At 48.8% G+C, this 20,799-nt stretch carries 19 protein-coding genes; 11 read left to right on the forward strand and 8 right to left on the reverse strand.

Annotation, left to right across the window (positions count from 1 at the left end):
- The first annotated feature begins 80 nt into the window (after positions 1 to 80).
- The 8 genes from miaB (at position 81) to holA (ending at position 9,529) form a co-directional block, all read left to right on the forward strand.
- Positions 81 to 1,424 (forward strand): tRNA (N6-isopentenyl adenosine(37)-C2)-methylthiotransferase MiaB, encoded by a 1,344-nt coding sequence (gene miaB, locus HH196_RS07465; RefSeq protein ID WP_169451519.1) that lies wholly within the window; start codon positions 81 to 83, stop codon positions 1,422 to 1,424.
- Positions 1,424 to 2,425 (forward strand): PhoH family protein, encoded by a 1,002-nt coding sequence (locus tag HH196_RS07470; RefSeq protein WP_169451520.1) that lies wholly within the window; start codon positions 1,424 to 1,426, stop codon positions 2,423 to 2,425. Before miaB ends, HH196_RS07470 begins: the two co-directional genes overlap by 1 nt.
- Positions 2,422 to 2,871, forward strand: coding sequence for an rRNA maturation RNase YbeY (gene ybeY / locus HH196_RS07475; RefSeq protein WP_169451521.1), 450 nt, complete (start codon positions 2,422 to 2,424; stop codon positions 2,869 to 2,871). The genes HH196_RS07470 and ybeY overlap by 4 nt, the downstream gene beginning before the upstream one ends.
- Before the next feature lie 13 nt (positions 2,872 to 2,884).
- The gene (locus HH196_RS07480) at positions 2,885 to 3,727 is read left to right on the forward strand and encodes an HlyC/CorC family transporter (protein ID WP_169451522.1); all 843 of its coding nucleotides are present in this window, start codon (positions 2,885 to 2,887) and stop codon (positions 3,725 to 3,727) included.
- A 6-nt stretch (positions 3,728 to 3,733) separates the two neighbouring features.
- The gene (gene lnt, locus HH196_RS07485; protein ID WP_169451523.1) at positions 3,734 to 5,212 is read left to right on the forward strand and encodes an apolipoprotein N-acyltransferase; all 1,479 of its coding nucleotides are present in this window, start codon (positions 3,734 to 3,736) and stop codon (positions 5,210 to 5,212) included.
- Positions 5,213 to 5,387: 175 nt separating this feature from the next.
- Complete coding sequence (gene leuS / locus HH196_RS07490) at positions 5,388 to 7,973, forward strand: leucine--tRNA ligase (protein ID WP_169451524.1); 2,586 nt, start codon at positions 5,388 to 5,390, stop codon at positions 7,971 to 7,973.
- A 12-nt stretch (positions 7,974 to 7,985) separates the two neighbouring features.
- Complete coding sequence (lptE, locus tag HH196_RS07495) at positions 7,986 to 8,492, forward strand: LPS assembly lipoprotein LptE (protein ID WP_169451525.1); 507 nt, start codon at positions 7,986 to 7,988, stop codon at positions 8,490 to 8,492.
- A gap of 2 nt (positions 8,493 to 8,494) precedes the next feature.
- On the forward strand, positions 8,495 to 9,529 hold the full coding sequence (gene holA / locus HH196_RS07500; RefSeq protein WP_169451526.1) for a DNA polymerase III subunit delta: 1,035 nt from the start codon (positions 8,495 to 8,497) through the stop codon (positions 9,527 to 9,529).
- A gap of 5 nt (positions 9,530 to 9,534) precedes the next feature.
- Here holA and glp read toward each other — a convergent pair whose 3' ends face one another.
- From glp to moaA, 4 genes are read right to left on the reverse strand one after another with little or no spacing between them, the layout of a single operon-like run.
- The gene (glp, locus tag HH196_RS07505) at positions 9,535 to 10,728 is read right to left on the reverse strand and encodes a gephyrin-like molybdotransferase Glp (protein ID WP_169451527.1); all 1,194 of its coding nucleotides are present in this window, start codon (positions 10,726 to 10,728) and stop codon (positions 9,535 to 9,537) included.
- Between the two features lie 4 nt (positions 10,729 to 10,732).
- Positions 10,733 to 11,275, reverse strand: a complete 543-nt coding sequence (gene moaB / locus HH196_RS07510) for a molybdenum cofactor biosynthesis protein B (RefSeq protein ID WP_169451528.1) — start codon at positions 11,273 to 11,275, stop codon at positions 10,733 to 10,735.
- 18 nt (positions 11,276 to 11,293) lie between these two features.
- Entirely contained in the window at positions 11,294 to 11,866 is a 573-nt protein-coding gene (locus HH196_RS07515) for a 1-acyl-sn-glycerol-3-phosphate acyltransferase (protein ID WP_169451529.1), read from the reverse strand.
- Positions 11,867 to 11,869: 3 nt separating this feature from the next.
- Positions 11,870 to 12,871, reverse strand: a complete 1,002-nt coding sequence (moaA, locus tag HH196_RS07520; RefSeq protein ID WP_169451530.1) for a GTP 3',8-cyclase MoaA — start codon at positions 12,869 to 12,871, stop codon at positions 11,870 to 11,872.
- A 124-nt stretch (positions 12,872 to 12,995) separates the two neighbouring features.
- Between moaA and HH196_RS07525 the strand changes: the two genes are divergently transcribed.
- The 3 genes from HH196_RS07525 to HH196_RS07535 all read left to right on the forward strand — a co-directional run bounded on the left by HH196_RS07525 (position 12,996) and on the right by HH196_RS07535 (position 16,053).
- Positions 12,996 to 13,538, forward strand: a complete 543-nt coding sequence (locus tag HH196_RS07525) for a cytochrome b (RefSeq protein WP_169451531.1) — start codon at positions 12,996 to 12,998, stop codon at positions 13,536 to 13,538.
- Between the two features lie 110 nt (positions 13,539 to 13,648).
- Entirely contained in the window at positions 13,649 to 14,119 is a 471-nt protein-coding gene (gene paaI / locus HH196_RS07530) for a hydroxyphenylacetyl-CoA thioesterase PaaI (protein WP_169451532.1), read from the forward strand.
- Between the two features lie 86 nt (positions 14,120 to 14,205).
- Entirely contained in the window at positions 14,206 to 16,053 is a 1,848-nt protein-coding gene (locus HH196_RS07535; RefSeq protein ID WP_169451533.1) for a beta-ketoacyl synthase, read from the forward strand.
- A gap of 10 nt (positions 16,054 to 16,063) precedes the next feature.
- On the opposite strand, the gene HH196_RS07540 is transcribed toward HH196_RS07535, so the two are convergent.
- From HH196_RS07540 to glnA, 4 genes are all read right to left on the reverse strand, one after another.
- Complete coding sequence (locus HH196_RS07540) at positions 16,064 to 16,519, reverse strand: tRNA (cytidine(34)-2'-O)-methyltransferase (RefSeq protein WP_169451534.1); 456 nt, start codon at positions 16,517 to 16,519, stop codon at positions 16,064 to 16,066.
- A gap of 2 nt (positions 16,520 to 16,521) precedes the next feature.
- Complete coding sequence (gene glnG, locus HH196_RS07545) at positions 16,522 to 17,946, reverse strand: nitrogen regulation protein NR(I) (protein WP_169451535.1); 1,425 nt, start codon at positions 17,944 to 17,946, stop codon at positions 16,522 to 16,524.
- Between the two features lies 1 nt (position 17,947).
- Positions 17,948 to 19,003, reverse strand: coding sequence for a nitrogen regulation protein NR(II) (gene glnL / locus HH196_RS07550; RefSeq protein WP_169451536.1), 1,056 nt, complete (start codon positions 19,001 to 19,003; stop codon positions 17,948 to 17,950).
- Positions 19,004 to 19,211: 208 nt separating this feature from the next.
- Positions 19,212 to 20,618: a glutamate--ammonia ligase gene (gene glnA / locus HH196_RS07555; protein WP_169451537.1), complete on the reverse strand. Its 1,407-nt coding sequence runs from the start codon at positions 20,616 to 20,618 to the stop codon at positions 19,212 to 19,214.
- Between the last annotated feature and the right edge of the window lie 181 nt (positions 20,619 to 20,799).

A 20,799-nucleotide genomic window follows, 5' to 3' on the forward strand; every position in this document is an offset into this window, starting at 1 on the left:
TTGTTAGCACCCGAAGCACCCCTAATGTATAATCGCGAGCCCGCAATAGCGGCACATATGAATTGATATACGGTGGACACATGACTAAGAAACTCTTTATCAAGACACACGGCTGTCAGATGAATGAGTATGACTCTGCGCGAATGGCTGACCTCCTTGGTGAAAGCCATAAACTCGAACTGACAGATAACCCAGAAGAGGCGGACGTACTGCTTCTAAATACCTGTTCAATTCGCGAGAAAGCGCAGGAAAAAGTGTTTCACCAACTCGGTCGCTGGCGCCTTCTGAAAGAGAAGAAGCCGGGGCTTATGATTGGCGTGGGCGGCTGTGTTGCAAGCCAAGAGGGCGAAGCTATTCGAGATCGCGCACCCTTCGTAGATATGATCTTTGGCCCACAAACACTTCACCGTCTACCTGAGATGATCGAAGATACCCGTGGCGGAAAAGTTGGCATTGTTGATGTCAGCTTCCCTGAAATCGAAAAGTTCGATCACCTACCAGCACCAAAAGTTGAAGGTGCCGAAGCCTTTGTATCGGTCATGGAAGGCTGCAGCAAGTACTGTACCTTCTGTGTCGTACCTTACACGCGTGGTGAAGAAGTTAGCCGCCCACTTGATGACGTGATCACCGAAGTTGTCGAGCTTGCCGAACAGGGTGTCCGTGAAGTTAACCTGCTTGGCCAAAACGTTAATGCTTATCGCGGCGCGACCCATGATGGCGACACTGCAGATCTTGCTGAACTGATTCGCAATGTTGCAGCAGTTGAAGGGATCGATCGTATTCGCTTCACAACCTCACACCCTGTTGAGTTTACAGACAGCCTGATTGAGGTTTATGACGAAGTACCTGAATTGGTCAGCCATCTTCACCTACCTGTACAGAGTGGTTCTGACAAAATTCTGATGGCGATGAAACGTGGCCATACTGCGATTGAGTACAAGTCAAAACTGCGTCGTATTAAAGAGAAGCGCCCAGAAATCAGCTTCTCTTCTGACTTTATCATCGGTTTCCCAGGCGAGAGCGATGAGGATTTTGCAGCGACCATGAAGCTCATTGAAGATATCGGATTTGATACTTCGTTTAGTTTTATCTATAGCCGCCGTCCAGGAACACCGGCAGCTGATCTGCCGGATACCGTAACGGAAGAGACCAAGAAACAGCGTCTACATATCCTGCAGTCACGCATCACTCAGAATGCACTTCAGATCAGCCGCCGCATGGTAGGCAGCACGCAGCGCATTCTAGTAAATGGCTACTCTAAGAAGGATCCTGGCCAGCTATCAGGTCGCACCGAGAACAACCGTGTTGTGAACTTCCGTTCGGACAACCCAGATCTAATCGGACACTTTGCTGACGTTAAGATTGTTGAAGCCTACCCTAACTCACTGATTGGCGAGCTAATGGGCTCTGAGCTTGATAACTAATGAGTGAACCAAAAGAGGGCTTCAACCTAAGTTTACAGCCTGAAGATGGCGCATCTCTGGCAAACCTAGTTGGGCAGTTTGATGAGAACCTTCGCCTTATAGAAGAGCGTACCGGCGTCTCGATCAGCAACCGAGGGTTCAAATTCCGTATCGGCGGCGACATACGTCTATCGCGTCCCGTTGCCGGGCTGCTGGAGCAGCTCTACAAGGAGTCGTTAGCAGGGAAACCGCTATCACCCTCGTCTGTTCACCTAGCACTTCAACAAGCTGGAATTGGCAATGAAGTGAATAAAGCTGTAGTCAGCGATGAAGTAAGTATTCGCACCCGCAAAATGACCATTCGTCCACGCGGTGAGAATCAGCAAAAATACGTTCAGATGATTCGCTACCACGACATCAACTTTGGCATTGGCCCTGCAGGAACGGGTAAAACTTATCTTGCTGTTGCAGCCGCGGTAGAGGCACTGGAGCGCGAAGAGGTGAGTCGAATCTTACTCGTGCGCCCAGCAGTAGAAGCGGGTGAAAAACTTGGCTTCCTGCCTGGCGATCTGACACAGAAGGTCGACCCTTACCTGCGCCCACTTTACGATGCTCTGTATGAGATGATGGGCTTTGAGAAGGTCGCCAAATTGATCGAAAAGAATGTGATCGAAATCGCACCGCTCGCCTACATGCGTGGCCGTACTCTTAACGGCTCATTTGTTATTCTTGATGAGTCACAAAACACCACGCGCGAGCAGATGAAGATGTTTCTAACGCGCATAGGCTTTGGTTCTACTGCAGTCATTACTGGCGACCGTACCCAAATCGACCTACCTCGCGGTGCCAGCTCAGGCCTGATTCACGCCATGCAGGTTCTCAAAGATGTAAAGGGTATAGGTTTCACCCATTTTGAAGCCAAAGATGTTGTGCGCCACCCAATCGTGCAGCACATTGTCAGAGCATACGAAAAATTTGAAGCCGAACACGCATCTTCAAAAACGCAGGATGAACATAAATGAGCATCTCACTTGAAGTCATTCGCGCTATAGATTCAGACAAGCTTCCATCTGACGAGCTATTCCAAAGCTGGGCAGATTTAGCTGCCGGCTCGCAGCAAATTGAGGGCGAGCTTTGCATTCGCATTGTCGATGAAGCAGAGAGCCAGCAGCTAAACAGCGATTACCGCGGCAAAGATAAACCGACCAACGTTTTATCCTTTCCGTTTGAAGCTCCACCCGGCTTTCCTGCAGAGATACTGGGCGATCTAGCCATCTGTGCTGCAGTTGTAGAGCGAGAAGCAGCGGAGCAAAATAAAGAATTAAATCACCATTGGGCACACATGGTGGTACATGGCGTCTTGCATCTACTTGGATTCGATCATATAAATGACGAAGACGCTGAGGAGATGGAGTCACTTGAGCGCGAGCTTCTCGCCCAAATCCAGATCCCAGACCCATATATTTGAGGTTAATACACGCATGAGCGAAGACCGATCGAGCGGCTCATCCAAAGGTTTTTTTGGCAAACTTGCCCAAGCCTTTTCGGATGAGCCAAAAACCCGAGAAGACATTCTCGAAGTACTCTATGAAGCCAATGAAACAGGCCTCCTAGACCAAGATGCCCTATCAATTGTTGAGGGGGCTATTCAGGTTACCGATATGCAGGTGCGTGATGTAATGATCCCGCGCTCACAAATGGTTTCGGTACAGATTAACCAACATCCACAAGAGTTTATGCCACTGATCATTGAGAGCGCCCACTCGCGCTTCCCTGTGACCGGTGAAAACCCTGACGAGATTGTTGGCATCCTGCTCGCAAAAGATCTTCTACCCTACGCACTTCAAGGCAACCTTGAGCAGTTCGATATTCATAATCACCTGCGCAAAGTGACCTTCATTCCGGAGAGTAAACGCCTCAACGTACTGCTAAGAGAGTTCCGTGTAACACGTAATCACATGGCTGTTGTTGTCGATGAGTACGGTGGTATCGGTGGTCTTATCACCATTGAGGACGTTCTTGAGCAGATTGTCGGCGAAATCGAAGATGAGCACGACGATGACGAGGATGATGGCAACATCAAAGCCTTTGAAGATAACGGCTTTATCGTGAAGGCACTCACTCCGATTGAAGACTTCAATGAGTATTTCGATGTCGGCCTACCTGATGATGAATTCGATACTGTTGGCGGCCTAGTAACACGCCAATTTGGCCACCTCCCAGATAAGGGCGAAACGGTGCGTTATGAGCAGTTCACCTTTACCATTCTGGCTTCCGATAATCGTCGCATCCGCCTACTTCAAGTACATCATCACAAGGAGTAGTGAGGGGTGCTGGACAAGTCAGTTCCTTATCTGGCAGCTCTCATACTAGGTGCACTCGCAACACTCGCGTTTGCACCTTTTTCATATCCAGTTTTTAGCCTTATTTCAGTCGCCGGGGCCTACCTCCTGCTACAAGATAGGTCCGCTTTTAAGTTTGGCTTGAGTTACGGCTCTGGTTTTTTTCTTGGCGGCATCTCGTGGGTGTACGTAAGTATTCACTATCATGGCGGCATGAGCTCCTTTGTTGCTGCGCTAATGACACTTCTTTTTGCATGCGCTCTAGGCCTGCTATTTGCAGTGCAATTTTGGCTCTATAGGAAGCTCTCAAAAGGAGCACAAAATGCCCTACTGTTTGCTGGTATCTGGATTCTATTCGAGTGGCTTAGAAGCTGGTTTTTAACAGGCTTCCCCTGGTTGCTTTTAGGCTACGCTTGGATTGATACACCTCTAAAAAATCTCGCCCCAATAGGTGGTGTTTGGTTAGTTTCAGCCGCAGTCCTAACCATCGCCCTACTCGCAGCGACAACAATCCAAGGGCGAAGCAAACTAGCACTTATGAGTGCAGTAATTCTGTATGCTAGCAGCTATCTGCTAGCGCACGACTGGACCCAAAAGAGCAGTGACGATCTATCTGTGACGCTCATCCAACCCAATATCTCACAGAGCCTAAAGTGGGATATCAACAGCGTGGATGCGCACATTCTGAACCTCATGAGGATGACTGAAACTGCGCCTCAATCCGATCTCATCATCTGGCCGGAAACCGCCATCCCTAAGTTAATTAACAAAGCGATTGCACAACTATCTCCTCTCACCGAGCAACTAGAGAAGCAGAATAGGCTTCTTCTATCTGGTTTTCCTCGGGCTGTATGGCGTGATGATGAGGGTCGCTGGCTCTACCACAACTCTATTGGCACCCTGACGGGCAGAGCAATTATCTACGATAAACAGAGACTAGTACCCTTTGGAGAGTACCTACCTTTTGAAGAGCAGCTTCGTGGAGTTATCGAGTTTTTCAACCTTCCCATGTCTAGCTTTAGTCTACCTAGCGGCGAGTTGACTGGCTTAGATACTGACAAAGCGAAGATTGCCGCCGCCATCTGTTACGAAATCGCCTATCCAGAATTGGTCTCAGAGAGCGCCAAGAATCGCGATATAATTTTGACACTCTCAAACGACACCTGGTTTACCGGGTCCCACGCACCTGCACAGCATTTTGAGATCGCTCGAATGCGTGCAGTTGAGAATGGCCGCTGGGTCATTCGCGCAACCAATAACGGCATTAGCGGTCTCATTAACCAGCAGGGTGAAATTGTCGCAACCGCCCCAACCCAGACCCAAACAACACTGGTCGGTAAAGTTGAGTTCTACACAGGTCAAACACCCTATCAACGCTTCGGCATCTGGCCGGTGCTACTACTCGCTTTACTCGCTATACTGAGCCAGCTACACATATCAAATCTATTCAGAAGTAAGCGCAAATAGGCGCAAATAGAATGTGCCTTCGCACTGTTTGCACAGGGCGATCTACTGTACACTTAGTACTATCGATTAAAACTCTAGAGTTAACCATTGAGCGGTATCAGTTAACGCCTCTATTTCGGAAGATTTTTGAAGCGAAACAGCTGGTGCCGTTTTTATATTTGTAGATAACAGGCCGATGAACGAACAGTACAATCCGCAGGAAATTGAACCACGCGTACAACAGCAATGGGATGAGAGCGACGCATTTAAAGTCGAAGAAGATTCAAGCAAAGAGAAGTTTTACTGCCTCTCGATGTTCCCATACCCAAGTGGTCGCCTCCACATGGGCCACGTACGTAACTACACCATAGGCGATGTTATCTCTCGCTACCAGCGCATGCAGGGTAAAAACGTACTGCAACCAATGGGTTGGGACGCATTCGGCCTACCTGCAGAAAACGCAGCACTAAAGAACAACGTACCACCAGCAAACTGGACCTACAGCAACATCGATTACATGCGTAATCAGTTGAAGCAGATGGGCTTTGGTTATGACTGGGATCGTGAACTTGCGACCTGTCACCCAGAGTACTACCGTTGGGAACAGTGGTTCTTCACACGCCTTCTAGAAAAGGGCCTTGTTTACAAGCGCGAAGCGGAAGTGAACTGGGACCCAGTTGACCAGACTGTATTGGCCAACGAACAGGTTATTGATGGTCGCGGTTGGCGTTCAGGCGCTCTGGTTGAACGCAAAAAGATTCCACAGTGGTTCCTAAAAATCACTGACTACGCAGACCAGTTGCTAGATGACCTTGACCAGCTAGATGGCTGGCCTGAACAGGTTCGCACTATGCAGCGCAACTGGATTGGCCGCTCACAAGGTGTCGAACTGATGTTCCATGTACCTGGCAAGGGTGATCTAGAAGTTTTCACAACCCGTCCCGATACACTGATGGGTGTAACCTACGTTGCAGTAGCAGCTCAACACCCGCTGGCACTTGAAGCGGCGCAGAACAATCCTGAACTAGCATCCTTCATTGATGAGTGCCGCCACCAAAAAGTGGCCGAAGCGGATATGGCTGTCATGGAGAAACGCGGCATGCCTTTGGGCCTTGAAGCCGTACACCCTCTTACAGGTGAAAAAGTACCTGTGTGGACTGCCAACTTTGTATTGATGGATTACGGTTCAGGCGCAGTGATGGCTGTACCTGGACACGACCAGCGCGACTGGGAGTTTGCGACCAAATACGGTCTAGGTATCAAACAGGTTATTAAACCTATTGGCAAGGATGTTGAAGTCGATCTGAGCAAAGAGGCCTACACCGAGAAAGGTGTGCTCTGTAACTCGGGTGATTTTAATGACCTCGAATTTGAGATGGCATTCAAAGCGATCGCCTCTGAACTTGCCAGCAAAGGTCGCGGCCGTACAACGATTAACTTCCGCCTCCGTGACTGGGGTGTCTCTCGCCAGCGCTACTGGGGTGCACCAATCCCTGTTGTTAACTGTTCATCATGTGGCTCAGTACCTGTACCTGCTGACCAGCTACCTGTTCTACTTCCAGAAGAGGTAACCTTTGATGGTGTAGGCTCACCTATCAAGAAGATGGAGAGTTTCATCAACACTAGCTGTCCTAAGTGTGGCGGTGCGGCTGAGCGCGAAACAGATACCTTTGACACCTTCATGGAGTCGAGCTGGTACTTCGCACGCTATGCGAGCCGCTTCGCTGATGGCGAGATGCTAAACCCTGAAGCTGCAAACTACTGGCTACCTGTAGATCAATACATCGGCGGTATTGAGCACGCAATCCTTCACCTACTTTACTCACGTTTCTACCACAAGCTACTTCGTGATGAAGGCCTAGTGAACTCTGATGAGCCATTCAAAGGTCTTCTATGTCAGGGCATGGTTCTTGCTGACGGTTACTACTACGAAGACGAGCAAGGCGGCAAAGTGTGGGTTTCTCCTACAGATGTTGACGTTGAGACCGATGGCAAAGGACGTATTCTTTCTGCCAAACATAAAGAGAGTGGTCAGGTTGTTCTGCACGACGGCATGTCGAAGATGTCTAAGTCGAAGAACAACGGTATCGACCCACAGGTGATGATCGATCGCTACGGTGCTGACACAGTTCGCCTATTTATGATGTTTGCAGCACCACCAGAGCAGTCACTTGAGTGGTCTGACTCAGGTGTCGAAGGTGCACACCGTTTCCTTAAACGTCTTTGGAAACAGGTGAATGATCACCTTGCAGCGGGTATCGCCCCTGCATTGAGTGCCAAAGATCTGAACGAAGCGCAGAAAGAGATGCGCCGTAAAACTCACGAGACCATTAAGAAGGTCTCTGATGACGTTGAGCGCCGCCAGACTTTCAACACCGCAATTGCAGCTGTGATGGAACTTTCCAATGCAATTGGTAAGTACTCGGACACTAGCGATCAGGGCCGCGCTGTTGCACAAGAAGCCCTAGTTGCAGCCGTACAGCTATTGTCACCGATTGTTCCTCACATTGCTGATGAGCTACTCAAGGCACTCACAGGCTCAGCTCAGACTGATAACTGGCCACAGGTTGATGAAGATGCATTGACCCGTGATAGTATCGAGATGATTGTTCAAGTGAATGGCAAACTACGTGGCCGTATTACGGTTGCTGCAGATGCAGGTGAGGATATGATTCTTCACATGGCACTTGCTGAAGAGAGTGTTCAAAAGCACATGGATGGCATGACACTTCGTAAGAAGATCGTGGTTCCTGGCAAGCTTGTAAACATCGTTGTCGGTTAATCCTAAGGAGTGATGATGAAAGCGGTTCGTACTCTACTGTTAGGCTCTCTAACACTGATCTTAGCTGCGTGCGGCTTTCATCTTAAAGGTTTCTATGAAGTGCCAAGTGCACTTCAACGCCTCACCCTGGTCGAGAATGCTCAACAGCCTACTGAGCTGGGTCGCGAGCTGATTGCCCAGCTCAAGCAGAGCGGCGTTACAATCGAGAGCAGAGCCGATATCCGCTTGGTTATTGAACCGGCTCGCTACAACCGACGCGCAGTCATTCTTGATAGCAGTGCTAATGCTAAAGAGTATGAGCTGAGTGGCGAAGCGGGCTTTGCCATCTATCAAGGCGATAGCATAGCACCTGCAGTGGAACGACGTGTTACTGCGCTACGCACTGTCCTGGAACAGAGTACCGGCAGCACTGACGCGACACTTTCACAAGAGACTCTTGAATCTCGCTACCGTAAAGAGATCAACTCGGCTCTTGCTGAGCAGATTATTCGTCAATATCTGAGCTACGTTCCGAGGTAGATGTGAAGATTCGAGTTGATCAACTCGAGCAACATTTAGCTGGGGCTCGATCTGAGCTACCGGTCTACCTGGTGACAGGTGACGAGGTGCTGCTGCATGACGAAGCCTGCGATGCTATCCGCAAACACCTACGCGCCCTCGACTACTCCGAGCGCGAACTCTACCACGTTGATAGTCAGTTCAACTGGGACTCATTAATCGAGTCAGCGAATAGCCTCTCACTCTTTTCCGAGCGCAAGATTATTGAGCTACGGCTTGGCAGCCAATCAATCAAAAAAGCAGAAAGCGACCTACTTCAGCGCTATTTAGACAACCCAGCACCAGACACCGTTGTCTTTATATTGGCAAATCGTCTTGATGCTAACGCTAAAAAAAGTGCTTGGTTCAAAGTGGTTGAGAAACTGGGTTTGGTCGTAGAGATCTGGCCTGTCGAGATTGATGAATTACCACGCTGGTTGGCGGGACGAATCAGTCGCTACCCGATCCAACTCGATCGCGAAGCACTGCAGCTTCTTGCAGATCGTGTCGAAGGCAATCTACTAGCAGCGCAACAAGAGCTAGAAAAACTTGCCCTGCTCTACCCTAATCAAACCCTAAGTGCATCGGATGTTGATGAAGCTGTTGGCGATATGTCTCGATTCGATGCATTCTCATTAGCCGATGCAGCCATGCAGCGCCAGCCTGCCCGAGTTCAACACATCATCCAGACCCTTCGCTTAGAAGGTGTAGAGGCGACACTTATTCTCTGGGCATTAAGTCGCGAAATGCGCACTCTAGTCAGCATTATTAATGAGATCGCTGCAGGAAAAAGTTACGACACACTGGCCACTAAATTTAGGTTGTTTGGTAAGCGCAAGAACGTATTACGAAATGCCAGCCGACAGATCAGCGTGACCGAGCTAGAGCGTCTCTTAAGACTCTGTGGCGATGCAGATCAAGCCGTAAAAGGGCAGCTTCAGACCGACCCTTGGCTACTGATTAGCCAGATATCACTTGGACTTGCTGGCATTCAAGTTCCTAGCAGCCAATCCGCCTAATCCTGTTAAAGCAGATTGCAGAACGGTATAAAGTCGAACTGCTGACCCTTCTTGATTTCCAGATCCGACGGAAGATGCAACAGACCATCGGCATTGAGTGCTGAAGAGAGCACACCAGAGCTTTGACTAGCCATACGCATGGCAACACCATCGTGAAGCTCAACACGCACAAACTCATCGCGCATTTGGCTATTTCGATCGAAACCTACAGGTACAGGAATACGCAGTGCCGGCTTATAGGTGGCACCCTGAATCTGCATCAAACAGGGGCGAGCCAACATGGCAAAGGTCACCAAAGCTGACATTGGGTTACCCGGTAAACCAAATACTGGCGTACCTTTCACCTCCCCTGCCGCGAAGGGTTTTCCAGGACGAATTTTGATGCGCCACAGATCAAGTGAACCAAGCGCTTGAATAGCATTCTTTACATGGTCCTCTTCACCTACAGAGACCCCACCCATCGTTAGAATGGCATCCGCTTCAGCTTGAGCCCTTTCAAGAGCAGCTAGCGTTGCATCCGGATTATCTGCCACCTGGCCCAGATCTACAGGCGCAAAACCAGCCTGTCGAAGTAGATTGAGAAGCATCGGACGATTTGAGTTATAGATCTGACCAGCCCTAAGCGCAGTACCAGGCTCAACTAACTCATCACCTGTAGATAGCAGCGCAACACGAAGAGGTTTATATAGTTCGACTCTCTCAATACCTATGGAGGCACAAACACCCAGGGCTGCAGGGGTAAGTCGAGTGCCCCGTTTAAGAACAACCTCACCCTGCTTAATATCGAGCCCCGCCTGGCGAACATTTTCTCCTGCTCTAGCTGTCTGCAGAATACGCACTTCACCCGAATCCAGCCGTTCAGTATTCTCCTGCATAACCACGAGATCTGCGCCATCAGGTAACTCCGCACCCGTAAAGATACGTGCCACCGATCCAGCAATATGTGGCTGAGTGACGGCACCTGCCGGTATCCGTTGCGAAACAGTTAATACCCGCCCTTCAACGGCATCCTGCTCACATAAAGCGTAGCCATCCATCTCTGAATTGGCTTTAGGCGGCACATTCATATGAGCCACCAGATCTTGAGCCAGGATACGACCGTTTGCATCATCAAGAGCAACGGACTCAACAGCAGCACTAACTTTTAGCTGATCGAGTAGTCGTGCTCTTGCTTCATCAAGCGGGATTAACGGTTGCATATATTTAGATAGCCTCTAACTCAAGACGAAGCTCTTTTACCTTTTCCAATAAGGCAACGAAGTTACATGGACGATGACGGGCATCGAGTTGCGACTCAATGATTGACCAACCGGTACGGCAAGCACCCGTAGAGCCCGGCAAACATACTATGAGAGTACCGTTTGCTAAACCTGCAAAGGCGCGTGATTGAATGGTTGATGTACCAATCTCATCCCATGATACTTTGCGGAACATCTCACCAAAGCCTTCAACATCTTTATCAAAAAGCACTTTCAAAGCTTCCGGTGTCGAATCACGTAGCGCAAAACCAGTACCACCAGTAGAGAGCACCACCTGAATTTCAGGGTCAGCTATCCACGCTGAAACCTGTGCTCGAAGAAGGTAAACGTCATCAGGCACTAGCGAGCGATCCAATAAATTATGACCCGCTTCAACCACAGCATTAGCTAGAAAATCACCCGAGGTATCGTTGCTTGAATTGCGTGTATCTGAAACGGTTAATACCGCTACACCCAAGCCAACGAACTGATCTGTATTGCTACTCATATCTTCTCCAAATAGAAGTTAATCGCGAATTTGAAACTCAATCGGTGCCGCTTTTTCCGGAAAGCGCCCTTCGATATCACTATAAAACGTCTTTAATTGTGCCAGATCCTGCTCCACATCACCGCTGACCTCGATCACATTTCCAAACCCGATAGTACGCGTTTTAAAATCGAGATAGGCCGGTACAACTGGCACCTTGGACTCCAAGGCCATGTAATAGAAACCAGAGCGCCAAAATGGCTTATAGGAGCGCGTACCTTCAGGCATCATCGCAATAACCAAAGGTGAACCGGATGATTTTGCAGCACGGAATTTATCCGCAACCTGACCGATAAACCCATTAGGCTTGCTCCGATCCACAGGCACGCCACCCAGCGCCCGCATCAATGAGCCCAAAGGACCTTTGAAAAGTGAATCCTTTGCAACAAACTGAAAACGGTAAGCCAACGCAGAACGGGTCAATATCGCAAGAAAGAAATCGACATTACTCGTGTGGGGATAGCCAATCAGAACAAAGTGATCAGGTAGGTCTGGAAGCGGAGCCACTTTCCAGCCAAGCAAACGCAGAATGAGCTGACTCAATCTCTGCACTGCTTAGCCTCCCGTTGCATTCATGAAACGAAGAATTTGCGGCTCGTTCTCCAGATCAAAGTGGTGTTTCTCTGGTTTTAGATCCATAGAATCGATGATCGCTTGTTGAAGTTTTTCAGATCGAGCTACTGGGTCACTCTCAGACCGCAACAGTTCTCGAAGATCCATCGAATGTTCATTGCCAAGGCAGAGTAACAAGCGCCCCTCGACAGTTACGCGCACACGGTTACATTCAGAACAGAAGTTATGAGAGTGCGGCGAAATAAAACCGATACGACTCTCTGAATCCGCCATACGGTAATAGGTAGAAGGTCCTGCCGTCTGCTCATCAGTTTTGGTAAGCGGGTAGCGCTGATCGATGATAGCGCGCACCTCATCACTTGAGCAGTAGGCTTCAGCACGATCATGCTCACTAATGACACCTAGCGGCATCTCCTCAATGAAACTGATATCTAAATGACGATCACGAGCAAAGTCGACGAGATCAATCACCTCATCATCATTTCGTCCTTTAAGAATGACCGCGTTTAGCTTCACCTTTTTAAAACCGGCGTTACAAGCGGCATCAATACCCGCCATCACTTGATGGAACTTATCTTTGCGGGTCAACTCTTGGAAGCGATCTGCTTTAAGGGTGTCGAGGGAGATGTTGATTCGTGCGACACCCGCATCCACCAAATCATTTGCCATCTCAGGAAGCTGCGAGCCATTGGTTGTTAATACCAACTCAATATCAAGCTCACCCAACCGACGAATCAACTTTAGAATTTCTTTGCGCACCAAAGGCTCACCACCCGTGAGACGCAACTTTTTAACACCAAGTTGAGCAAAGGCCAAACCCACCTCATAGATCTCCTCGAGTGACAAAACCTGATCACGAGGTAGGAAGGTCATCTCTTCTGCCATGCAGTAGACACAGCGGAAGTCACAACGGTCAGTTACGGAAATTCGAACGTAGTCGATATGGCGACCAAAACGATCAATAAGTTTAAGTGAATTTGTCATCCCAACGAGTATACCGATTAGCGTCATATTTTATTAGCAAATCTTTGCTTAACTTTACATACAAATCAATGCGAAACCCATGATTTATGGATATTATTAGAAAATACTAATTTAAGGATGTTTTATGGATACTAAACAGCAACTGAGCAAATCTTCAGTAACTCTTCACTGGCTAGTTGGCCTCGGCATGATCGTCGCTATGGTGATGGGGCTCACACTTGAAGAGATGGAGCGCAGCCCAGAGAAGTTCGACCTACTCAAGAACCACATGACGATTGGCTTACTGGTACTGATTTTTGCCATTTGGCGCATTGTTGTCCGCATCAAAAACGGTCTACCACAACCGCTTTCTGAAGTACCTGCGGGCCAGAAACTTATCTCTAAGATCGTTCTCACCTTCCTACTCGTTGCGACACTAATGATGCCAATTTCTGGAATCTTTATGCAAATTGGCGAGGGGCACGCTGTCTACTTCTTTGGTATGGAGCTTATCGCTAAAAGTGGAACTGAAGTTGCATGGTTGGAGACGATGGGCAAAATTGGCCACGGCTTAGGTAGCAAGCTCGTTATGTTAGCTCTCTTCCTTCACATTGCAGCGAGCCTGAAACACGCTATCATCGCGAAAGATGGCACACTCAGCCGCATGCTAGGAAAACGTGTAGGCTAAAAACCTACCCAACTAGAGACAGCACCCTTAGGCTTTTACCAGGGTGCTGTTTTTGTTTTACCTTAGAGTGTTAATCTTACCTTGGCTAAATGCTAAGGGAACAACTAACCATGAGCGACACTTCATCTCCATCAGAACAACAACTTCAAGAAACCGCCGAGGCTTGCTGCCAAGCGATGCTTAAGGGTGATGGCTTAACAAATGCTTTAAACATTGTCATTGAGAGGGTTGCCCACTGTAGCTCAGAGCTCAGCATGACCGTTCAAGATTGGATGACCAATGGCCACAAAACCTGTCACGGCGGCATGATATTCTCGCTAGCTGACAGCGCCTTTGCTTACGCCTGTAATACAGAGAACCAACCAAACGTTGCCGCTTCAGTTTCCATCGATTATCTAAATGCCGCCTTTGCTGGTGACACATTAACCGCAAGCGCTCAGAAAACCTTTCAACGTGGCAGAACCGGGATCTACGACGTCAGAGTAGAAAATCAAAAGGGTGAACTGATTGCACTATTTAGAGGGAAATCAGCACGCATACCCGGCGTGATCATCCCCGGCAGCGACATTACAAAAAATTAAGGTTCAAATCACCCTAGGGTGCTAGCCAGAATCTGACCGGCAAGTTACAATTTCCGGATTATTTATCAGGATATCTAGGAGCGCCCGTGTCCAATCTGCCGGTTATTGTTGGTTTTGGCGGAATAAGTCCAGCGGGGCGTTCATCCTTCAATCAAGGCTACAAACGCCTTGTCTTTGACAAACTGAGCCAATCAGAGCAACAAGAGGTTCTTCAGGACCTTAAAACGATTACGGGTGACAGAGACTCTGATCAAGCTGCGCTCTTGAACAAAACGCTGATCCGCAAAATACCAAAACCCTTTTTTGATGCCGACCAGGTTCTGATGAACAAAGGTGCGGTTGTGAAATCTGGTAGCGACGCTATCCGTTTCCAACTGAGAAAACGCTACCTTCCGACCGTCACTCCATCGCACTGGAGCATCACTGAGATCGATGCAGGTACAGTTGAAGTTTCCGTACAAGGCGAGATGGAACTTCTCTTCCCAGACACGCGCGAACTTCCAGTTCAGAGTGCAGGGATGCTTCCTGATGGCTTTGAACCAGGCAAGCTTTACCAGTCTCGCAACCATCCACGCGCAATCCAGATGGCCATCTATGCAGCATCAGATGCTCTTGCCTCAGTTGGTATTGATGTTGACTCACTACTCGACACCCTAGCGCCTGACCAGATTGCAGTTTTTGCGAGCAACTCGATTGGCCAGCTTGATGACCTAGGTTTTGGTGGATTGACCAAATACCCAGCACTTGGCAAACGCACTACATCTAAACAGATGCCACTGGGCTACGCTCAGATGCCTGCAGATTTTGTTAACGCTTACATGCTTGGCAACCTAGGCACGACAGGCGGCGCATTAGGTGCTTGTGCCACCTTTCTCTACAACCTCCGTAATGGTGTTGAAGCGATTCGCACTGGCAAAGCGGAGTTTGTACTTGTAGGCGGTGCTGATGCCCCTGTCACCCCAGAGGTGATTGAAGGTTTCCGTGCAATGGGTGCACTTGCTGAAGATAAGCAGCTTCAGGCACTTGATAAACTTGCCAATATCAGCGAGGTGGACCACCGCCGTGCATGTCGTCCATTCGGTGAGAACTGTGGTTTCACGATTGGCGAATCAGCTCAATTCATCGTTCTGATGAGTGACCGTCTCGCTATTGAATCAGGCGCAAACATCTACGGTTCGGTACCGGATGTATATGTGCATGCTGATGGCTACAAGAAGTCAATCTCAGCTCCAGGTGTTGGTAACTACCTGACCCTCGGCAAGGCCGCTGCGCTGATTGAGAAACTGCTTGGCAGTGACGCATTGAAACACCATTCAATGATCCAAGCACACGGCACCAGCACGCCACAAAACAGAACAACTGAGTCACATGTACTCAACCAGATCGCCAAAGCGTTCGATATTCAGGATTGGACCGTGGCAGCGGTTAAAGCTTATCTTGGCCACTCACAGGGCACAGCAGGTGGCGACCAGCTAGTGACGACATTGGGTGTATGGTCACACGGCATTATTCCTGGCATCACTACGACACGAGCGATCGCTGAAGATGTCTATGCAAGCAACCTTAACCTGCCACTCGCACACATGGAGGTGGGTACCACCCATATCTCTAGCGCACTGATTAACTCGAAAGGTTTTGGCGGAAATAACGCAACGGCTGCACTGTTATCACCTGAAGCGACTAAAACGCTACTAACAAAACGTTACGGCGAGAAGGCGATGAGTGAATGGCAACACAAAGCTGAAAGAACGTTTGAAATTGCTAACGCCTACAATCAGGCCGCAATTAAAGGCGAGACAACACCAACTTACCGCTACGACTACCGTGTCCTAAATGGCGAAGACCTCGATATCACCCATGCGGGCATTCGCGTTCCAGAACATAGTCTGCCGGTAAGTTTTGATGTAGCTAATCCCTACGACGATCTAGTCTAGAGCCAACTTCTCAGCGCTGGCCGGCAAAACCGAGCTGGCGCCAAGCTTCATAAACCACAATCGCACAAGCATTAGATAGATTGAGACTGCGAGAGTCCGCTCTCATGGGCAGGGTTATAGCCTCTGTGGCTGCAATAACCTCTGCTGGAAGTCCTCGCGTTTCAGGCCCTAACAGAATCATATCCCCAGCCTGAAAATCAGCCTCAGTATAGGAGCGATCTGTTTTCGTGGTCATTGACCAGATCTTGCGGGGCGTAAGTTCTGCGATACACTTATCAAGATCTGGATGCACTTTGAGTGATGCAAACTCTGCATAATCTAAACCAGCACGACGCAGTCGCTTATCATCGAGCTCAAAGCCAAGCGGCTCAATAAGATGGAGACGAAATCCGGTATTAGCACAGAGCCGAATGATATTCCCCGTATTGGGAGGAATCTCCGGCTCAAATAGAACCACATCTAACATAGTTAATCTTCAACACCGGCCGATTCGCTCATACCGTGATCTTTGAGCTTGCGCGTTAATGTATTTCTGCCCCAGCCAAGTAACTCTGATGCATCCCGTTTACGGCCGCCAGTATGCTTCAACGCCGTCTCCATTAAAACCCGTTCAAAGAGCAACTCAGCCTCTTTCAAAATACCGCGCTCACCTTCAAACAGACGCTGATCTGCCCAACTTCTGAGCGCCTGCTCCCAACTACCCACTAGCACCGGACGATCTGCTACATTTTCAAGTAGCTCCGGAGGCAAATCTGAAATTAACACTTCACGCCCAGAAGCCATCACCGTAAGCCATCGACAGGTGTTCTCAAGTTGGCGAACATTACCCGGCCAAGGCAATTTACGAAGAAACTCCTCAGTCTCAGATTTGAGAATCTTAGCCTCTACATTCAGCTCTTTTGCCGAGCGTGACAAGAAGTGCCTCGCCAAACGAGGAATATCTTCACGACGCTCAGAGAGCGAAGGAATATGTACACGTATAACATTAAGACGATGGAAGAGATCCTCACGGAACTTGCCCTGCTTTACGAGCTCTTCAAGGTTTTGATGGGTTGCCGCAATGATACGCACATCCACTTTGACTGGCGTATGACCACCAACACGATAGAACTCACCATCAGCCAATACACGCAACAGTCGAGTTTGTGTATCGGCCGGCATATCTCCGATCTCATCTAAAAACAGTGTGCCGCCATCGGCTTGCTCGAAGCGACCACGGCGCGCCGCTGCAGCGCCAGTGAAGGCACCCTTCTCATGACCAAAAAGCTCAGACTCAATAAGATCTTTTGGGATGGCCGCCATGTTTAGTGGGATAAAGGCGCTTTTTGATCGCGGGCTGTGTTTATGCAGTGCATGAGCAACCAGCTCTTTACCGGTTCCTGACTCACCATTGATCAGAACTGTGATAGGCGAGTGACTTAAGCGACCAATGGCACGAAATACCTCCTGCATCGCAGGCGCTTCACCGATGATCTCTGTAGGGGCATCCTCGACACGCACTACCTCACCCTTTCGCTGCTCCTCTACATGCTGAACTGCACGCTGAACAAGGGCTACTGCCTCATCGACATCAAAAGGTTTTGGCAGATACTCAAATGCACCTCCCTGATAGGAGGCAACGGCACTATCAAGATCTGAGTGAGCCGTCATAATGATCGTTGGAATGCTAGGAAACTCTTTCTGTAAAGCACCTAGCATCTCTAAGCCATCAATACCCGGCATACGGATATCGCTGACAATGACATCCGGCTGCTCTCTCTGAATCTTTCGTAACAGCGAGTCACCTGACTCAAAGCACTCCGTCTCCAACCCCGCAGCCGATACAGCTTTTTCCAAAACCCAACGAATTGAGCGGTCATCATCTACTATCCAGACCTTAGCGGTACGACTCATATTAGAGCTCCAACGGAATTAAAATTTGAAAATTGGTTTCACCTGGAATCGACGTCACTTCAATCAATCCCTGATGTTGGTTAATTACTGACTGGGCTATCGATAGGCCTAATCCAGAGCCCTCTGCTCGGCCCGTCACCATCGGGTAAAAGACCGAATCCAGAAGTTCTTTAGGGATACCTGGACCATTATCGATAATGTCGACCTTGCAGACTAAACGGTGCTGTTCTGTCCCTAGAGTCACACGCCTAACAGCACGAGTTTTCATCGTAATCGTTGGAGACTCGGTACCCGCCTCTGTTAGCGCCTGCATTGCATTTCTACAGATATTAAGCACAACTTGAATGAGCTGTTCATAGTCACCATCAAACTCAGGCAAGCTAGGGTCGTAATCACGCACCATCTTAATATTACCCTGATCTTCAACCTCAATCAGGGAGCGAACATGCTCAAGCACTGCGTGGATATTTAGCCGCTCAATATTGGGTTTGCGATAGGGACCCATTAAGCGGTCGACGAGATTACGTAAACGATCCGTCTCCTCAACGATGATTCGTGTGAACTCTTTTAACTCCTCATTATCGAGCTCTCGATCAAGGAGTTGAGCTGCACCACGAATACCTCCTAGAGGATTTTTAATCTCGTGTGCTAAACCACGTACAAGCACCTTAGCGGTAGCGTGTCGATTCAACATCTCCTCTTCACGCTCAATACGGGCTAACCGATCGCGCGGTTGAATCTCTATAAGTAGGTTGTGAGGTGATATTTTAGTCGCAGTAAAATCGGTGATGATCTCGTTACCTTTAAAGGTCATCAAGCGTGCCTCACGTTTACTTACGCGCTGCCCTGCTTGCACCAACCCCTGTAGCAGCTCCAACTCTTCTGTGGCACCTAGAAATAGCTGATCAATCGGCTCTGCCAAGAGTCTGCGCAAACTCGCCTCTAGCAGCATCTCTGCAGAGGAGTTCATATAGGTCACCTCAAAACGACCGTTTAGCAAAATCACGGCAGATGTGAGGTTTTCTAAGATCTGCTTTTCAGTAACTGGGCGCGACATATAACGACTCTTAATTGATGGCATTTCTAATGCAAGAAAGCTGCCAACTTTGAGAAAGCCCATAAATACGGGACTCTTCTATATTTTGATGCACTCAATCATGGCACAACCAAAGCGACAATGCACCAATTTGGTGCAGCGTCTTTTTGACAAACAGCAGAGACCAAAAAGCCCGGACAGTGCCGGGCTTTTTGGTAGAAGAGAGATCTTATACTGAGTAGTACAGATCGTACTCAACTGGGTGAGTAGTTGTGCTAACACGTAGACACTCTTCACGCTTAAGCTCGATGTAAGCTTCAAGCATGTCTTCAGTGAATACGCCACCACGAGTTAGGAACTCGTGATCAGCTTCTAGAGCAGCAAGAGCTTCTTCTAGAGAACCACACACCTGTGGGATCTTAGCAGCTTCTTCAGCTGGTAGATCGTAAAGGTCTTTATCAGCTGCATCGCCAGGATGGATCTTGTTCTGAATACCATCTAGACCCGCCATCATAAGCGCTGCGAAACATAGGTATGGGTTCGCAATTGGGTCTGGGAAGCGAGTTTCGATACGACGGCCTTTAGGGCTAGTTACGTATGGAATACGGATAGACGCTGAACGGTTACGAGCAGAGTAAGCAAGCATTACTGGTGCTTCGAAGCCTGGTACTAGACGCTTGTAAGAGTTAGTACCTGGGTTACAGATAGCGTTCAGTGCTTTAGCGTGCTTAATGATACCGCCGATGTAGTAAAGCGCTTCTTCAGATAGGCCAGCGTAAGCGTCGCCTGCGAAGATGTTCACACCGTTCTTAGATAGAGACTGGTGAACGTGCATACCAGAACCGTTGTCACCAACCATTGGCTTAGGCATGAAAGTAGCCGTTTTGCCGTAAGCGTGAGCAACGTTGTGTACAGCGTACTTAAGAATCTGAACTTCGTCAGCTTTCTTGACTAGTGTGTTACCAGCAACACCGATTTCACACTGACCAGCAGTTGCTACTTCGTGGTGGTGAACTTCAACGTGAAGACCCATAGCTGTCATCGCGTCACACATAGCTGCACGGATGTCGTGTAGTGAGTCTACTGGTGGTACTGGAAAGTAACCGCCTTTAACGCGTGGACGGTGACCAGTGTTACCACCTTCGAATTTACCGCTTGAAGACCAAGCAGCTTCTTCAGAAGAGATAGTGTAGCCACAACCAGACATGTCGTTGTGGAAGTGAACTTCGTCAAATACGAAGAACTCTGGCTCTGGACCGAACATTGCAGAGTCTGCGATGCCAGTAGATTTTAGGTACTCTTCAGCGCGACGAGCAACTGAACGTGGGTCACGCTCGTAGCCAAGACCAGTAGCTGGCTCAACGATGTCACAACGTACGATTACAGTTGCATCTTCGAAGAACGGATCAACGAAAGATGAGCTGTCATCTGGAAGAAGGATCATGTCAGAATCGTTAATACCCTTCCAACCTTCGATTGATGAACCGTCGAACATCTTGCCATCTTCGAAGAAGTTGTCGCCCATCTCATGAACTGGGATAGTAACGTGCTGCTCTTTACCACGTGAATCGGTGAAGCGAAGATCAACCCACTTCGCATCAATTTCTTTGATCAGATTAATTGTTCTGTCTGACATTTGGCTCTCCATTTCAGATATTGCCAGCCTGTAAGCTTTGATTAGCGTCTAAACCTAGACGTAGGTTCGGCAGTAAGTAAGCAAACAGTATGCCAACTTTGCAGAACCCCGTGTTTTCAGTGTTTTGCGCTGACTCGGGGGAGCTTATTAACACGCAAAACGCACCAAATTAAGGCACACT

The sequence above is a fragment of the Marinobacterium sp. LSUCC0821 genome, assembly GCF_012848475.1.
Classification (GTDB): Bacteria; Pseudomonadota; Gammaproteobacteria; order Pseudomonadales; family Balneatricaceae; genus Marinobacterium_E.

What these genes read in the sequence shown, in the direction of transcription:
- miaB (WP_169451519.1), top strand. Translation starts at nt 81, where the DNA reads ATGACTAAGAAACTCTTTATCAAGACACACGGCTGTCAGATGAATGAG.
- HH196_RS07470 (WP_169451520.1), top strand. Translation starts at nt 1,424, where the DNA reads ATGAGTGAACCAAAAGAGGGCTTCAACCTAAGTTTACAGCCTGAAGAT.
- ybeY (WP_169451521.1), top strand. Translation starts at nt 2,422, where the DNA reads ATGAGCATCTCACTTGAAGTCATTCGCGCTATAGATTCAGACAAGCTT.
- HH196_RS07480 (WP_169451522.1), top strand. Translation starts at nt 2,885, where the DNA reads ATGAGCGAAGACCGATCGAGCGGCTCATCCAAAGGTTTTTTTGGCAAA.
- leuS (WP_169451524.1), top strand. Translation starts at nt 5,388, where the DNA reads ATGAACGAACAGTACAATCCGCAGGAAATTGAACCACGCGTACAACAG.
- lptE (WP_169451525.1), top strand. Translation starts at nt 7,986, where the DNA reads ATGATGAAAGCGGTTCGTACTCTACTGTTAGGCTCTCTAACACTGATC.
- glp (WP_169451527.1), bottom strand. Translation starts at nt 10,728, where the DNA reads ATGCAACCGTTAATCCCGCTTGATGAAGCAAGAGCACGACTACTCGAT.
- moaB (WP_169451528.1), bottom strand. Translation starts at nt 11,275, where the DNA reads ATGAGTAGCAATACAGATCAGTTCGTTGGCTTGGGTGTAGCGGTATTA.
- moaA (WP_169451530.1), bottom strand. Translation starts at nt 12,871, where the DNA reads ATGACAAATTCACTTAAACTTATTGATCGTTTTGGTCGCCATATCGAC.
- HH196_RS07525 (WP_169451531.1), top strand. Translation starts at nt 12,996, where the DNA reads ATGGATACTAAACAGCAACTGAGCAAATCTTCAGTAACTCTTCACTGG.
- paaI (WP_169451532.1), top strand. Translation starts at nt 13,649, where the DNA reads ATGAGCGACACTTCATCTCCATCAGAACAACAACTTCAAGAAACCGCC.
- HH196_RS07540 (WP_169451534.1), bottom strand. Translation starts at nt 16,519, where the DNA reads ATGTTAGATGTGGTTCTATTTGAGCCGGAGATTCCTCCCAATACGGGG.
- glnG (WP_169451535.1), bottom strand. Translation starts at nt 17,946, where the DNA reads ATGAGTCGTACCGCTAAGGTCTGGATAGTAGATGATGACCGCTCAATT.
- glnL (WP_169451536.1), bottom strand. Translation starts at nt 19,003, where the DNA reads ATGTCGCGCCCAGTTACTGAAAAGCAGATCTTAGAAAACCTCACATCT.
- glnA (WP_169451537.1), bottom strand. Translation starts at nt 20,618, where the DNA reads ATGTCAGACAGAACAATTAATCTGATCAAAGAAATTGATGCGAAGTGG.